This is a genomic window from Bacillus sp. PK3_68 (genome assembly GCF_003600835.1).
GTDB lineage: Bacteria > Bacillota > Bacilli > Bacillales > Domibacillaceae > Pseudobacillus.
Window position 1 is genome coordinate 2,608,080 of sequence record NZ_NQYC01000001.1, and the last position, 15,128, is coordinate 2,623,207.

Consider the following 15,128-nt stretch of genomic DNA (forward strand, 5'->3'; position numbering starts at 1 on the left):
TGGCTTACTCATCTGTATTTCACCTCCCTGCCACCCTGGGAAGAATAAATGTCATGATACACTTTACTGTTAGTAAGCAATTCATCATGCGTGCCACTGGCCTCAATTCTTCCATCTTCCATAACGAGTATCTGGTCCGCATCAATCACGGAGGATATTTTGGATGAAATGATGAACAACGTTGCATGGGAATGAGCCTGTCTTAAAGCTTGCTGCACAGCCGATTCTGACAAAGCATCAATGGCTGAAGTTGAATCATCAAGAATTAATATACGAGGTCTGCGGATAAATGCACGCGCCATAGATAACCGCTGCTTTTGACCTCCGGATAAATTCGTCGCTCCCTGCATGAGTTGGTGTTCGAACGTTGTATCAAAACGATTAATAAATTCAGAAGCGGCAGCAGATTGAGCTGCTTGCTCCATCTCATCAATCGTTGCCTCTTCTTTCCCAAAGCGTAAGTTATCCTTGATTGATCCTGAAAATAACATAGGTTTTTGCGGAACAAACCCAATAGAGGCACGGAGTTGTTCAAGAGGGAAGTCCTTTACATTCATCCCATCTATAAGAATGTCTCCTGAATCTGGATCATATAAGCGGGGAATCAGTTTGACAAGTGTTGATTTTCCGCTGCCGGTTGAGCCGATGATGCCAATGGTTTGTCCAGCCTTTGCTTTAAAGGAAAGATCTTTAAGTACATATTCTCCATTTCTACTATAGCTGAAATGTACCTGTTTAAATTCCACTTCACCAATGATGGCAGGCTCAGAGAACGGCTTAGCCGTCTTAATAATATCGCTTTCTGTTTCAAGTACCTGAACAACTCGCTTCGCTGAAGGAAAGGCACGAGCAATCTGCATTAATACATGGCTGCTGCTCATTAATCCATTCATCATAATATTTAAGTAATTAATAAAGGCAAGAATCACCCCTACTTGGAGCGTTCCTTCATTTACCTTTATGGCACCCATCCACATTCCAGCAATCATTCCTAGATTCACAACGAACATCATAATAGGCATTAAAGTTACAATTAGCTGTTCAGCCGTCATATTTCGTTTCATTAACAAATCATTAACCGCTTTAAACTGTCCCTTTTCATAATTGTGACGGTCAAATGCTTTGATCACCCGAATGCCTGCTAGCATTTCTTGAAGCTTCGTATTTACCTGATCCATCGCTTTTTGAACTTTTGAAAAAAGTTTTCCTGAATGTATGGAAAAATAATAGATGAAGGCAATAAGAATAGGGATTACTGCTAGGAGAATAGGAAATAATTCTCGTGCAGTGAGCCAAACAATCATAACAGATCCTATAAATAATAAAGGACCTCTTACAAATACACGCAATGTCATAATAATGGCCTGCTTTAGCGTTTCGATATCACTGGTTACGATAGTGATTAATTTACCAGCACCAAATGAATCTGTATTACGGCTTGAAAACTGTCCCATCTTCTCGAACACATCACGGCGAATATCCACAGCAAAGTGAACGGCTGCTTTTGCAGCATACACAGAACTTCCCATTCCACCAATTAATCCAACAAATGCGCTGAGCAGCATAATGAGCCCCAGCTTAACAACATAGTCATTGTCTTGATTAGCAATGCCAGTATCAATCATCTTCTGCATGATGGTTGGCTGCAAAAGATCCATCGCCACTTCCATACACATCAATGCTGGTCCCAAAATTGCAAAAAGGGTGTATGGCTGAATATAGTGCAATAATTTCCTTATAGCATTCATGCAATGTCCCCTTACTTCATGACATTCTTTTTTAAACGATCCGTCATGTCATTCACAAAGGCAATTAATTCTAGCACGCTTTCTGAATTCCCCCGGGCTTCTTTCATCGCTTTTCGAAATTCTCTTTCCCATCGTTCCATTGCTGCCCTTAATTGCGTTGCCTGCTCAGAATTCTTCCACATCATTCTCTCTTTCCATTCAACCCAAAAATCGACTTCCTCCTGTTCAGCTATTTCCTCCAGTCTTTTGGTTCCATTTCTGTTAATAGAATAAATTTTTTTATCAGATTCAGCATTCAGTTCAATCAACTGCTGGTCCAGCAATTCCTGAAGCGCAGGATACACCGTTCCAGCACTTGCCGAATAAGCACCATTTGACCGCTCTTCCAGCTCCTTCATGATTTGATAGCCATGCATAGATTCTTCTTTCAATAAATGCAATATAGCTATTTGAACAAATCCTCGCCGTCTTCTCATTTTCTTCCTCCTTGTTTATATCGGCTATTTTAAACGATATATCGATATTTTTCAAACGTAATGAATTAGATCACTTTAAAGTTACAAAAAAATCCTTTTTAAGAAAAACTCTATCTGTAGGCGACAGGATCTAGTGGATATTATTTAATTCCGTAATGAAATTTGATTAAAAAAACTGACATAACAAACAAAAGACCACTCCAATGAAGAGCAGTCTTTCTAATCTGTTAGAGGGTCCCGTTTTTGCTTTCTTTAATCGTAAAAGAATTTAATTTTCCCTCTAAATTTTTTACCATTTCTGCGATCGCCTGCGAAGATTCCTCCATAACTTTCATGGAGTGCAGCTGTTTTTCCGTCTCAGAGGACAGCTCTTTAAAAATAGTTAAGGAGTTTTGAGCCGCATGGGCAATCTCATCTACTGTTGCATTGACTTCCTCTGAACTAGCAGACATTTCTTCATAAACAGCCGAAGATTCTTGAATTTCTTCGCTAACTCGTTTGGTCGATTCAACAATTTCATTAATTACTTGCCCGACATTATCAATCACCTGAACACCGGTTGCCACTTCCATCGTTCCTCTTGTCATCGCTTCTACAGCCTGTTTCGTATCTCCCTGGGTTAACTGGATGATGTTCACGATTTTTGCGGCAGCCACTTTTGATTGTTCCGCCAAATTGCGCACCTCATCGGCAACGACAGCAAACCCTCTTCCCGCTTCACCGGCCCTTGCTGCTTCAATAGCTGCATTTAAAGCAAGTAAATTGGTTTGCTCAGTAATTTCAGAGATAACTGAAGCAATTTGCCCGATTTCTTGGGAACGCGTGCCTAATCTCGTAACAACTTCCGCAGAGCCGCCAACTGTTTCATTGATGTTTTGCATTTGATCAACAGCTTGTTGAATCAAATTCCTGCCATTATGGGTTTCTGATAACGTATCTTCTGACTTCATGGCAATGGTTGAGGCTGATTCTGCTGCCCGCTGAATCCCCGTAGCCATCTCTTCCATGACTCGTGCACTTTCTGTTGAGCTGACTGTTTGATGCTCTAAGCTTTCAGTCACTTGATGAATCGATGTGGAAAACTGATTAGCCGATTGAACGGTATCGCTGGCAATCTTTAAAAATTCTGCAGAGGATTGATAGACCTTATCGGTTACAAGCCGGGCTTCTTTAATCAAGGAACTTAATGTTTCGGTCATCTTATTAAATTGATGACTCAATTCACCTAGCTCATCCTTGCTTGTTACATTAATAGTCGTAGAGAGATCGCCATCACTCACTTTGCCAATAGCTGTTTGGATCTCTGCAATAGGCGACAATAACTTCTTTGTACCAAAATATTGGAGTATTAACACAATGATTAAGCAAATAACGATACTGATGCTCAGCCATAATAAAAATTGATATTTCAGGTCATTCATAATGCTTGCATCTAAATCAACACCAAATACCGCTGTTACTTCATTATTTTCATCTAGGATAGGAACCAATGCCGCTTGCCAGGTCCCAAACTCATCTGTGTAAATCTCCGAATAAGCTGTTTGTTTACTAGAAACCGCTTTTTCCAGCGCCTGTGCTAATAACTCGCTCGAGAAAGTTTCACCAGGATATAATTCAGCCTCTATGTTATTCGTTGGAACGGCGATTAATTGAATCTCCTTCTTTCCATCGGTCAATTTGCTATCCATGACATATCCTTGCGCAACAGATGGTTCATTTTTTGCCAGGTGGTCCAGGTGTTTAATGAACTTTTGTTGAATCTCACTGTCTACATCACTATTAGTTTTTGCACGTTCAATATCCGAAATGTCTATCGTGCTGGCCCAGAGCTTCGCAATCCCTCCTGATCTGTCGTGAATAACCGTTTTGACAATATAATTATTAATCGCATAGCTAATCACACCCGTACACAGTCCAACTAAAACAACAATAGCAAAAGATAAAAATAAATTTTTCCCCACTAAGGTTCTTCTTCTTTTCATGATATCCCCCGATAGTAATGTATTGAATTAAATAAAGTAATTTATAATAATTGATTCTTTATTGCTTTATATATCTAAAAAGCTTCTCTAGGTAATTGGGAAGGCGATAAACGTGTCCTTATACCTATTGCCCAGCTAATTAATCGCTCTTTTCAGGAATTTCAACCTATAACTTTTAACGCTTAATAGTCTACTCTTCAATATGATGGAAGTCTACGAAAAATATTTTTCTATTCCTTATTTTCAGTAAATTTTAAGGAGTTTTGATTCACTGCTCTCTCCTCTAAAAATAAAAAGACACCCTAAAAGAGTGTCTGTCATGCTTTCGCAAAAGGATTTTTAAAATAGCCTGTTTCTCTATCCTGAGCCTAAGTAAGTTATCTTGAGAATAAAGGGGCCAAGCTCTTTTATTTGTATTTCACTTGCTTAAAAAAGATCAGTTAAATAGGATTGAATCGAGTTTGGCAATAATCGAAAGAATAAGCCTTCATATTTAATATCAAGGAAACCTGCAATCAGAAGGACCAGCACGATTAATACCAAAATAGATTTCTTGTTCTTTTTAGACATCCACTTCACAAAGTCGCCCCCACTAAACAAATACAATATATCATTGATTCGTGACATATTTATATACCTTATTTATGATAAGATTCACCATCATCTATCTAAATGAGACTTTTCTTCATTCATTTAAGAAATATTTTCAAAGTCCCTCATTCATCATTTTAGATGTTCATTTAGAACGTTCTCTTCCAAGACATCAGATGTATCGCCGTACACTTTGATAATATGTTTTTCTCCCCAAGTGCAAAGCGAATTTAAAATACCTTGTAAGCTCCATCCATACTCACTTAACTCATACTCCACTTTTGGAGGAACTTGATTGTAAACAATTCTATTAATGACTCCGTCTTCCTCTAATTCACGTAATTGTTGAGTTAACATCTTCTGTGTAATATCCGGCATAAGGCGCTTTAATTCACTTGTTCGTTTCTTGCCGTGTGTCAGATGACATAGAATGACACATTTCCACTTTCCTCCTATTACTTCTAGCGTCGCTTCTACTGAAATATTGTATTTCTTTTTCTTCATATATCTTTCCTCCTCATATATAGGAACTTAAAAGTACCTATAATACTTTTAAGTTCCTATAGTACTTTCAAGTGCGTACTTCCCTAATACTTTCATATATACCATAATAACATTTATCGGTTGAGTGTAATGTAATTATTTTTTATTTTACTTAAAACAAGACCGTTCATGCATGACTAAATGATGAAGGAGGATCACCATGTCTTTAGATAAAAAACAAAGTACATTAGCACTTTTAGCCTTAGCCATCAGTGCATTTGCCATAGGAACAACAGAGTTTATCAGTGTAGGTCTATTGCCATTAATAGCGAATGATTTGCAAATATCTGTTACAACAGCAGGCTTAACCGTTTCCTTATATGCATTAGGAGTAACATTCGGGGCACCGGTTTTAACATCCATTACTTCTAGTATGTCACGAAAATCATTACTGCTTTGGATTATGGTCATTTTTATTATAGGCAATAGTATGGCTGCTAGTGCGACAAGCATTGGTATGTTGCTTGTTGCCCGCATTCTTTCTGCCTTTTCGCATGGAGTTTTTATGTCCATTGGCTCTACCATTGCGGCAGATTTAGTGCCAGAAAACAGAAGAGCTAGTGCCATATCCATTATGTTTTCCGGACTTACAGTAGCCACTGTAACAGGCGTACCATTGGGAACATTTATTGGCCAACAGTTTGGTTGGAGAATGGCTTTTCTCATTATTATTGGCGTCGGTGTTGTTGCCTTAATCGCGAATAGTATCCTGGTTCCATCTAGTTTACGAAAAGGGACTCGCACCACACTTCGGGACCAATTAAAATTAGTGACAAATGGTCGCCTATTACTTTTATTTACAATTACTGCTCTAGGCTATGGAGGAACCTTCGTTGTCTTTACTTATCTATCTCCCATGCTGCAGGAAATAACAGGATATAAAGAAGGAACCGTCGCTGTCATTCTTCTTGTATATGGCATTGCGATCGCGATTGGCAACATGGCAGGTGGAAAGTTATCTAATCGCAAGCCGATTCTGGCATTGTTTTACATGTTCATTGTACAAGCGGTGATACTGTTTATATTGATGTTTACGGCGCCATTTAAAATAGCAGGATTGATTACCATTTTCTTCATGGGACTTCTAGCTTTTATGAATGTGCCAGGATTACAAGTGTATGTAGTCATGTTAGCGGAACGATTTGTACCGACTGGAGTAGACGTAGCGTCAGCCATCAATATTGCTGCATTTAATGCGGGAATTGCCATTGGCTCCTATTTAGGTGGCATGATCACAGACTCTATTGGCTTAATTCATACTTCTTGGGTGGGAGCACTTATGGTATTGATTGCTGCTATCCTTACGGGTTGGAGTGTCTCCCTTGAAAGAAAAGATCAAAAAGGGAATGAACTAAAGGAGGTGGTTTCCTAAGAATCGATAAATGACATGACCAAATATAGAATGATCTCATTTCTTATAATAAAAAGTGGAGGTTTATTTATAATGATTAAAAACTTACAAGATACAACTACTTTGCATAATGGGGTAAAAATGCCTTGGCTTGGAATTGGGGTGTTTAAAGTAGAAGAAGGGCCTGAACTAGTTAACGCTGTGAAATTGGCCATTAAACACGGGTACCGTAGCATTGACACGGCAGCCATTTATGAAAATGAAGAAGGAGTTGGCCAAGCGATCCGAGAAGGGATAAAAGAAGCCAATATCTCTAGAGAAGAACTATTTGTAACATCGAAAGTTTGGAATTCTGATCTAGGCTACGAATCCACTATAGCTGCTTATGAAACAAGCCTAAAGAAACTGGGTCTTGAGTATCTAGATCTATATCTTATACACTGGCCTGTAGAAGGTAAATACAAGGAAGCTTGGCGTGCATTAGAGACTCTTTATAAAGAAGGAAGAGTAAAGGCTATTGGAGTAAGTAACTTCCAAATCCACCATCTTGAAGACTTAATGTCTGATGCCGAAATTAAACCGATGATCAATCAAGTAGAATACCATCCACGTTTAAGTCAGAAAGAAGTTCAAGCCTTTTGTCAAGAACAGGGAATCCAGCTAGAAGCTTGGTCACCTTTAATGCAAGGCCAATTATTAGATAATCCAGTCTTACAAGAGATTGCAAATAAGCATAATAAGTCCATTGCACAAGTTATTTTACGATGGGATTTACAAAATGGCGTTGTCACCATTCCAAAATCTACGAAAGAACATCGAATTGTTGAAAACTCAACTGTCTTCGACTTTGAACTAACGAAAGAAGAGATGGAGCGAATTAACGACCTAAATCAAAATCATCGAGTAGGACCAGACCCTGACAACTTTGACTTTTAAATAAAAACGAGCATAAGAACAGGCACTTTTCCTCTGATAAATGCACTGCACCCCAATTGTTAGATACATCTATCAATTGGCGGTGTAGTTTTTTATCGCTGCATATACTTTAGAATAAAAATGAACCAATGCCCATTCGTTCATAAATTTATGATACGGTTCAGCATAATATTAGTAACTGATCCTATTGAGACTGTTCAGGAAGTGGCAGCCTCTCCATCTAGAAATGAATGAATCGCTTCTTTATTTTTATCAAACTCAATATCTAAAGTCATTCCTACATTCTCATATCTTACATCTGTATAAGAGTCATCAATCGGAATCGTTAGCGTTTCAATTCTATCAGGCCGATGTAAAGCAAAATCTTTCATTAAATTGATAAGATCAGCACCTTGAAGATTCGTCTGAATATAAGGCTGGACAGTTCCGATGAGCTTTGGAAGCTTCATCGCGCCATTTGTGCTTAGAATCTCGTCTTTTAAAGCATTAATGACTTCCTGCTGGCGTTTTACTCGTCCAAAATCTGATTCTGCATCCTTGCGAAAACGGGCATATCCTAATAATTCTTTTCCATTTAACCTTTGTAAGCCAGGCTTCAATGTGACACCAATATTTGCTGACATTTTCTTAGGAACATTTATTTCAATGCCATTAGGAGCAAGCGTATCAACCACACTTTCAAAGCCTTTAAAATCAATCAAGGCATAATACTCAATATCTAAGTCGAAGTCCTTTTTTAACGTTTGGCGCAATAATTCCGGGCCACCTAAATAAAAAGCCGTATTCATTTTATAATTTCGATACCCCGGAATTTCGGTATAAATATCCCGCATGATAGACACTAATTTTGCAGTTCCTTTTTTCCGATCATATTGTGCAACCATGATTGTGTCTGTACGAGATTTTTCCTCATCTGGACGTACATCGACTCCCAAAAGCAACACATTTACCTTGTCGAGATTTTTCTTTCCATTAAACTCAAATTCCTGATCCATTGCGGGCCCGGCATTGTTCATGCCCTGTTGATATTGATAGATAAAATATCCGCATGCCGCTACAAGCATCATGAGCAATGTCGCAAGTACTTTTAAAAACCTGCTTTTTCTTTTCCTTTTCAAGCGTTTTTGTCTGCTCATTTTATATTCAATCCTTTTTATAGGCAATCATTTTTCTTGCTGTGCTTTACATTAAATGATCCGTGGCATCTATTTGCTTAACGAAAGCCCATTCATAATCCAACCAATAACCAGTGCGTCATCTATATATCCGACTGGAAAGAGATAATCCGGAATACAATCAACCGTCGAAATAAAGTAGAGGAGCACACCTCCCATTAAAGCAAGTTCAACCTTCGTCCCTCTTCTCTGAGAAAACCCTTTATATATTTCCTTTATCTGACTAATAAAAGGACCCATGCTTCCTACTTTTTTTAATTTCTCCTCAAATTTAGTCAGTATGGTTTCTGTTCCTTCTTCTGTTTGCGAAAATTGTTCGTATTTTACCAATTCTTGTTTCACGTCTTCAATACGGAACTCTTTATCCACTAAATGAGTGGATGCAAGAAGCGCCTGAATATGGTCAATCGAAGTATAAAGATCTGACTGCTTTTGGTCAACTGGATATCCCGCAGCCTTATATAATGCCCAGATAGAAACTTCAAGATGGTCAGCAAATTTCTGCAGATGATCTGGGGTTGCCTTTCGTTTTCCATTGATGATTTTTGAGATGACGGCTGTATCTACCCCGGTTAACTCACTAAACTTTCTCATAGATAAAGATTGTTCTTTCAACAGAGCTTTTAACATTGAACCTATTTCATTGCTTTTGTTTTCATCCCGCATACTCTATTTTCCTTTCTATGAACTCATCAGGCATTTAAAGATTGTAAGACAGCCCAATACCTACAAATATACAAATAACGTTGACAATTTGTCAACGTTATAGGCGGACTCCTTTTAAATTATCTATTTAATCACTGGCATCTTGTCAACAGTTAGCCAAAAAGCTGGTTGGTTAATTTTTCAATCATTAGAAGGCGGCGTTTCCAGTGAGAAAAGCAAGTCCCAGTAGTTCACAGATCGCACACGGAAAGCGTCTGCCTGCATCAAAATCAACAACCAGATATCACAGGGCCAAACAAAAAAAGCAGTCTGTCTGCCGTTTAAGCATTGACCACTTTCCTAAAAATTCTTCTATGCTACTTAAACCATTCCCTATGAGACGGTTCGCCGTACTACACTTAAATCCCTACTTCTGTTTCCTGTTGCAGGACTTCTCATGCTGGAGCAGCCACTCTTTTCTCCACAGCCCTCCTGCATAGCCAGTTAATGTCCCATTAGAACCAATAATTCTGTGGCAGGGAATGACAATACTTAGCTTATTTTTTCCATTTGCACTTCCTACAGCTCTAATAGCTTTTTGATTTCCAATAGAAACAGCAATATCCTTGTAAGATCCCGTTTCTGCATACGGAATTTCTTTTAATGCTTCCCATACTTTTTTTTGAAAATCAGTTCCTTCAAATTGATAAGGAAATGTAAATTCATAGCGATCGCCTTTAAAATATTCGTCAAGTTGGTTATAGCATTCTGCTAAAACTGGAGGAGTGTCCGGTTGTAAAACATTCACCTTTTTATCCTCTTCAGAGAACAGAATAGAAAGGATCACTTCATCAGTACCAAGTATTTCGATTACGCCAATTGGCGATTCATAATCTAATTTATATTTTTTGTCATATAAAGACCTCCAAAGATAAAAGGTAGCGTATGCCTGCCAGCCTTTCCATCCCAATGCTAATTCTTCAATTTCTTTTATAGTCGGCTTCTTCTTAAGTCCTAGCAGATTCTTCAATGCATGATGAAGTCCGACATCTGTTATTGGGAAGGAAGAAGTATCGTGTAGACATTTCATCATTACATAATCTGCCGTCCATGCTCCAACCCCTCTTATCGCCATTAATGATTTTTTTATTTGCTGGTAATCTTTTTGCTGGAGCAGCCATTCCTTTGTTAATTCTCCATTTGTCATGGCTTTCGCAATGCCAATAATATATTCAGCCTTCCTAGCAGAAAATTGAAGTTCCCTTAAATCATCCACACTTACAGAAGCAATTTTTTCAAATGAGGGGAATATCCAAAATATTTCTCCCTCAAAAACTAGGCACTCGCCAAAGTGTTCAACGAAGCGTCTCTTTAATGTGTAAGCAAATGCTAAATTAATTTGCTGTCCGATAATTGCCCACACTAATGCTTCAAATAAATCCGGTATACATATAATCCGTAGCCCATCATATTGATGAGCAAGTTTTTTAAAATTTGATCTTGGTGAGCTGCCCGATAAAATCCTTCTACATCCTGCTCCAAATCAAACCATTCCCAAATGTACTCCCCCACTTTTTGGCGAGAGGGACCAGAGGGAGTGCTTATTAGAAATTCAACCTTTATCGAATGATTGATGTATCCAATTTTACATAAAATCAAAGATTCATCCACTTTTATCAGTTTAACGATAGATTTCCCTTTCATTTGATGAAGCACTTCCTGATTGGACCTTCCTAAAAAAGTAAGACATTCTTCAAAATTAAATTCCTTAGGAGGATAAATCTCTATATAAGATCCATAATCAGCCCAATTCATTTAGGAATCCCTTTCGATATTCACTCGGTGAACAGTTTTTTAAGCTTCGAAACACTTTATAAAAATTAGAAGGACTTTGAAATCCTACCTCATAGCAGATCTCCAGATTCGTAAGGGCTGTGCATTTGAGAAGATAGGCTGCTTTATCGATACGTATCTTTTCTAAATAAGTACGAGGAGTCTCAGAGGTTTCTTGTTTAAATAAGCGTTCCAAATAAAAGGGACTTAGACCGACTTCTGCCGCTATATCTTTTAATATCAGGTTTTGTTTATAATGATTGACCAGAAACGTAATGATGTCTCTGACAATCTCCATATGCGGGGATTGCTCAACTTCCGGCCGACACCTCTTACAAGCGCGAAAACCAGCTTTTTCTACTTCATTTATGTCGGTGTAAAATTCCACATTCATTTTTTTGGGTTTCCTTGACCTGCAGGAAGGACGGCAATATATTCTGGTTGTTTTCACGGCTGTAAAAAATAATCCATCATACTTACGGTCACAAGCCATAATTTTCTCCCACATCTCTTCGAATGAAAGATTAATAGTATTCACCATATTACATCCCTCTCCTTCCTGCACTGGGCGCATTTTCATACAAATGGGAAGTATCCATATACTCTACTAATTTACCAGCAGGCTCTTTTAATCCGGGGACAAGAATTTCACTAGCGCCACTCTCCACATACGCCCTTGCTCGTTCTATTGTTTCTATCAAAGGGTTTCGGCTTTGAAAGTAATTATCTATTCTGGCGTTACTATAAAAATATTTATAATCATTATGGTCTAGCGCTACTCTTATTTTTTCTAGAAGATGAGCGTGCTGTAAAACCTCTCTTAAGTCCATTGATTTTTTCAATGAATCTTCCATATTGATGCCCGCCACCCCGACATCTGCCGTTCTAAAAACATTTTCTATAATCATGTTCGCGTCTTCGCTATATCCGGCCTCAATATCGGCTGAAACAGAAATTTTCACATTCTCTACTATAGTTTTGATGATTCCTAAATGTCTGTCAAATCCCATCCATTCTCCATCTGAAAATCCTAGTGAATTTGCGATACTCCAACTGGTCGTGCCGATTGCTTTGAACCCTGCTTTTTCAAGTATTAAGGCTGAAAGTAAGTCCCAAGCATTTCCTATGAATAATAATTCCTTTGAGGAAGGCCACTCATTGAATTCCTGAATCTTCTTCATTTCAGCTCCCCCTAATATTTGTTGGATTCATTTTAACAAGTAACCTCTCTCCAATTCGTCCTCATTCTTGCTCTTATGGTCTGTCTTAAGAGAACCTGGTAAGATACAAAAGAGATTTTATTTAAAGGTGTTATATGGATGACTTTAGCTAATCCTCAAATTTTTTAACTACAAATTAAAGGCTGAATCCTAAGGTTCAGCCTTAACCAAGCATTATTTCCACACTTCCTCCAATGTGCTTCTAAACAACTCATTTAACTTATGGGTTGGGTCCTTCCTTTCAGCAGTGAGCGTTTTAGCATATTCTTCGAGACGTCCAATCTCATTTTCTACAAAATCGGTTATCACTTGAATACGAGGTTCATGATCTAACTCATCACCTATTATCTTTCGTTTTAAAAGATGTTCAACCTCATTTTTTAATTCACCTTCTGGAATGATGTCTTCTACTAATTCATGAAAGCTAATTGGAGGTGTCATATTATATGCCTCAATCCACTTACAAGCCAGTATAGGGCGCAGTACGTAGAAGTACTTTTTTATTCTTACTTCCGGCCCCTGCAGGTAGTGGCGATAGTTAGTTTTCGCCATATTTAAATAATGGTACAAAATAGAATTTGGATAAAAAACTTCAGGTTCCAAAGATCTCATGCTATCGATAAATGAGTACTTTTGATAATAAATTATATTGCTTCTCAGCCATTCCAAAAGAGGCGGATTGTTTTTTCTAAAAAGTCGCAGCGCCTTTGTTATTTCCCAACCGCTAATATCTAACAAATCATTAATGGGCTCTTCTATCACATCTCTCTTGTTGCCAATTCCTTGCGGGTCAATAGAAAGATACCATTCTGGTCGGTGAATATAAATAAATCGGACATCAAAATCACTATCTTTCGAAGGAAATCCCCACGCTCTGCTTCCAGCTTCCACAGCATATAAAATCTTTACTTGTGCTCTCTCTTCTATTGCTGCTAATTTATTTTGAATGATTTCATTCATTGGTTCGCCTCCTTATAAAGTTAATCATGCTTAGAACTTTTTTAAAGTGTTTCTAACCGTCCAGAGACATTTATCCTTTTCCAAGTGTGCGAAAATAAGGGCAACTGCCTATGAGAAATATACGCATAACCTCTCCTGTAAATCTGCTAAGACTTCTTGTGGCACTTCCCTGACCTTGATATCCTCACCTAGGAAAAGCAGCCAATTTGTCATTTCTGTCAATTCTTCGGAATGATTAACATCGATAAAAGTCTTTAGAATGGCTGTGGTTTGGTAAGGATTTGTATAGGAAATAGAAACTTTTAAAGGGTGGTATTTTTTAAATTGAGCAATCGCTTTTGGACCAAGTTCAAGGACAAGGTTGATTGCTTCCTCCTGCTTACTTAGTTTTTCTAAAATTTTTTTCTTGCTTACTCTTTTTTCGTCGGGTAAGGTTCAGCATGAATAAGATTATCGACAGGAAAAATCCGCTTCTTTTCTTCCTTTAAGTCAAAGCCTTCAATCAGCCAAAGGCTTTTTTCACGATAAAGGTGCAAGAGATAAATCGAATAAGACTTTACTACCTTCTCTTCTTTGATGGTGATCAATAAGTAGCTATCCAGAAGCAGGACTTGGATGAGTTTTTCTAACATAGGATGAGGGAGGTCTGACAGATCAAGCAAGTCAGGATTATTCGGGTTGGTCCCTTCAAATAGCAAGATTTGATTTAAAAGAACGAGGGTCTCTTGCTGGTTTTCTGAGAGGAGGCCTAATAGTTTTTCAGCTAAAGACTGACGGCTCTTTAGATAGGGAAGTTGTTGATTTCTTGTAGCCATAAAGGCAATAAAAAGAGCTTTGACCTCATTGCTGGTAAAGCGAACATCGGGCAAGACAGAGTTGTGCATGACACAATATCCTCCATCCCTTCCAACTTCAGCGACAAGCGGCATCCCCATAGCCTCAATTTCTCTAATATCTCTAATAGCGGTTGAACGAGAGATATTAAATTCGCGCATGATTTCAGAAACGGTAAAGTGGGAGCGGTTGTTGATATACCGCATTATGGTGTTAATCCGTTCAACTTTTTTCATCCGAACTCCTAAACAGTATCATTTTTTGACATAATTTAAGGCTATCATATACCTATCAAGTGAAGACTACAAGTCATTTGATAAATCTAAAAAAGAGGAAGGTTTTGACTATGACAAATTATACCCTCGAAGAAAAAGACAGCTTTATCGTTTTAGGTTTTGGAACTGAGCTTACGAGCGACTACACAGACTCTGCTGGCTTAAACAAGGAAAAGGCCGACTTTTGGCAGGCCTTCAGCCAAGATGGAAGGCTTGATGCTTTAAAAGCTATAGCTATAAATGACTACGTTTTTGCCGTGAACGAAGCCGTAAATAGCAAGATGATGCATTATGCTGGCGTTATGACAGAGGAAGCGGCATCAGAAGAAGCCAGAGTCATCCAATTTCCTAAGGGAAAATACTTAGTCGTGAAAGGGGAAGGGAAAACGGCTGGTGAATTGGAGAATAAGCTTACTGGCATTGCCTTTGGTCAAGTCTTGCCTGAAGCAAAGGACTTTGCTTATGTTGGCGGGCCAAATGCAACGGTTGAAATGGGTCAGCGAAACGGCTTGGTATTTGGTGAAATGTGGATTCCTGTTGTAGGGAAATAAAGGAATAA

15 protein-coding genes and 2 pseudogenes are annotated in these 15,128 nt (G+C 38.3%); 3 read left to right on the forward strand and 14 right to left on the reverse strand.

Going from position 1 to position 15,128, the window contains the following annotated elements:
- Positions 1-8: 8 nt before the first annotated feature.
- From CJ483_RS13200 to CJ483_RS13220, 5 genes are all read right to left on the reverse strand, one after another.
- Positions 9-1,748, reverse strand: a complete 1,740-nt coding sequence (locus CJ483_RS13200; RefSeq protein WP_120035678.1) for an ABC transporter ATP-binding protein — start codon at positions 1,746-1,748, stop codon at positions 9-11.
- Positions 1,749-1,759: 11 nt separating this feature from the next.
- Positions 1,760-2,224 (reverse strand): PadR family transcriptional regulator, encoded by a 465-nt coding sequence (locus CJ483_RS13205; protein ID WP_120035680.1) that lies wholly within the window; start codon positions 2,222-2,224, stop codon positions 1,760-1,762.
- 227 nt (positions 2,225-2,451) lie between these two features.
- The gene (locus tag CJ483_RS13210) at positions 2,452-4,206 is read right to left on the reverse strand and encodes a methyl-accepting chemotaxis protein (protein WP_120035682.1); all 1,755 of its coding nucleotides are present in this window, start codon (positions 4,204-4,206) and stop codon (positions 2,452-2,454) included.
- Between the two features lie 426 nt (positions 4,207-4,632).
- Positions 4,633-4,785: a hypothetical protein gene (locus tag CJ483_RS13215; protein ID WP_182917183.1), complete on the reverse strand. Its 153-nt coding sequence runs from the start codon at positions 4,783-4,785 to the stop codon at positions 4,633-4,635.
- A gap of 144 nt (positions 4,786-4,929) precedes the next feature.
- Positions 4,930-5,301 (reverse strand): winged helix-turn-helix transcriptional regulator, encoded by a 372-nt coding sequence (locus CJ483_RS13220; protein WP_120035686.1) that lies wholly within the window; start codon positions 5,299-5,301, stop codon positions 4,930-4,932.
- Positions 5,302-5,500: 199 nt separating this feature from the next.
- On the opposite strand from CJ483_RS13220, the gene CJ483_RS13225 reads away from it, so the two are divergent.
- Positions 5,501-6,712, forward strand: a complete 1,212-nt coding sequence (locus CJ483_RS13225) for an MFS transporter (protein WP_120035688.1) — start codon at positions 5,501-5,503, stop codon at positions 6,710-6,712.
- Between the two features lie 72 nt (positions 6,713-6,784).
- Positions 6,785-7,627 (forward strand): aldo/keto reductase, encoded by an 843-nt coding sequence (locus CJ483_RS13230; protein WP_120035690.1) that lies wholly within the window; start codon positions 6,785-6,787, stop codon positions 7,625-7,627.
- A gap of 197 nt (positions 7,628-7,824) precedes the next feature.
- Here CJ483_RS13230 and CJ483_RS13235 read toward each other — a convergent pair whose 3' ends face one another.
- The 9 genes and pseudogenes from CJ483_RS13235 to CJ483_RS13270 all read right to left on the reverse strand — a co-directional run bounded on the left by CJ483_RS13235 (position 7,825) and on the right by CJ483_RS13270 (position 14,530).
- Entirely contained in the window at positions 7,825-8,763 is a 939-nt protein-coding gene (locus tag CJ483_RS13235; RefSeq protein WP_120035692.1) for an LCP family protein, read from the reverse strand.
- A gap of 69 nt (positions 8,764-8,832) precedes the next feature.
- Positions 8,833-9,468, reverse strand: a complete 636-nt coding sequence (locus tag CJ483_RS13240) for a helix-turn-helix domain-containing protein (RefSeq protein WP_120035695.1) — start codon at positions 9,466-9,468, stop codon at positions 8,833-8,835.
- A 406-nt stretch (positions 9,469-9,874) separates the two neighbouring features.
- Positions 9,875-10,327, reverse strand: a complete 453-nt coding sequence (locus tag CJ483_RS25115) for a methylated-DNA--[protein]-cysteine S-methyltransferase (RefSeq protein ID WP_259455803.1) — start codon at positions 10,325-10,327, stop codon at positions 9,875-9,877.
- A gap of 150 nt (positions 10,328-10,477) precedes the next feature.
- A pseudogene (locus tag CJ483_RS25490) lies at positions 10,478-10,870 on the reverse strand (DNA-3-methyladenine glycosylase family protein); the annotation flags it as partial.
- The gene (locus tag CJ483_RS25495) at positions 10,870-11,262 is read right to left on the reverse strand and encodes a hypothetical protein (RefSeq protein ID WP_120035697.1); all 393 of its coding nucleotides are present in this window, start codon (positions 11,260-11,262) and stop codon (positions 10,870-10,872) included. The gene CJ483_RS25495 and the pseudogene CJ483_RS25490, both read right to left, overlap by 1 nt.
- The gene (locus CJ483_RS13255; protein ID WP_120035699.1) at positions 11,249-11,821 is read right to left on the reverse strand and encodes a bifunctional transcriptional activator/DNA repair enzyme AdaA; all 573 of its coding nucleotides are present in this window, start codon (positions 11,819-11,821) and stop codon (positions 11,249-11,251) included. Before CJ483_RS13255 ends, CJ483_RS25495 begins: the two co-directional genes overlap by 14 nt.
- A 1-nt stretch (position 11,822) precedes the next feature.
- A complete protein-coding gene (locus CJ483_RS13260) occupies positions 11,823-12,461 on the reverse strand; it encodes an isocitrate lyase/PEP mutase family protein (protein WP_120035701.1) in 639 nt (212 codons plus the stop codon).
- 213 nt (positions 12,462-12,674) lie between these two features.
- Positions 12,675-13,460: a nucleotidyltransferase domain-containing protein gene (locus CJ483_RS13265; protein ID WP_120035703.1), complete on the reverse strand. Its 786-nt coding sequence runs from the start codon at positions 13,458-13,460 to the stop codon at positions 12,675-12,677.
- A gap of 108 nt (positions 13,461-13,568) precedes the next feature.
- A pseudogene (locus CJ483_RS13270) lies at positions 13,569-14,530 on the reverse strand (helix-turn-helix transcriptional regulator).
- A gap of 110 nt (positions 14,531-14,640) precedes the next feature.
- Between CJ483_RS13270 and CJ483_RS13275 the strand changes: the two are divergent.
- Entirely contained in the window at positions 14,641-15,120 is a 480-nt protein-coding gene (locus tag CJ483_RS13275) for a GyrI-like domain-containing protein (protein ID WP_120035705.1), read from the forward strand.
- Positions 15,121-15,128 lie beyond the last annotated feature (8 nt).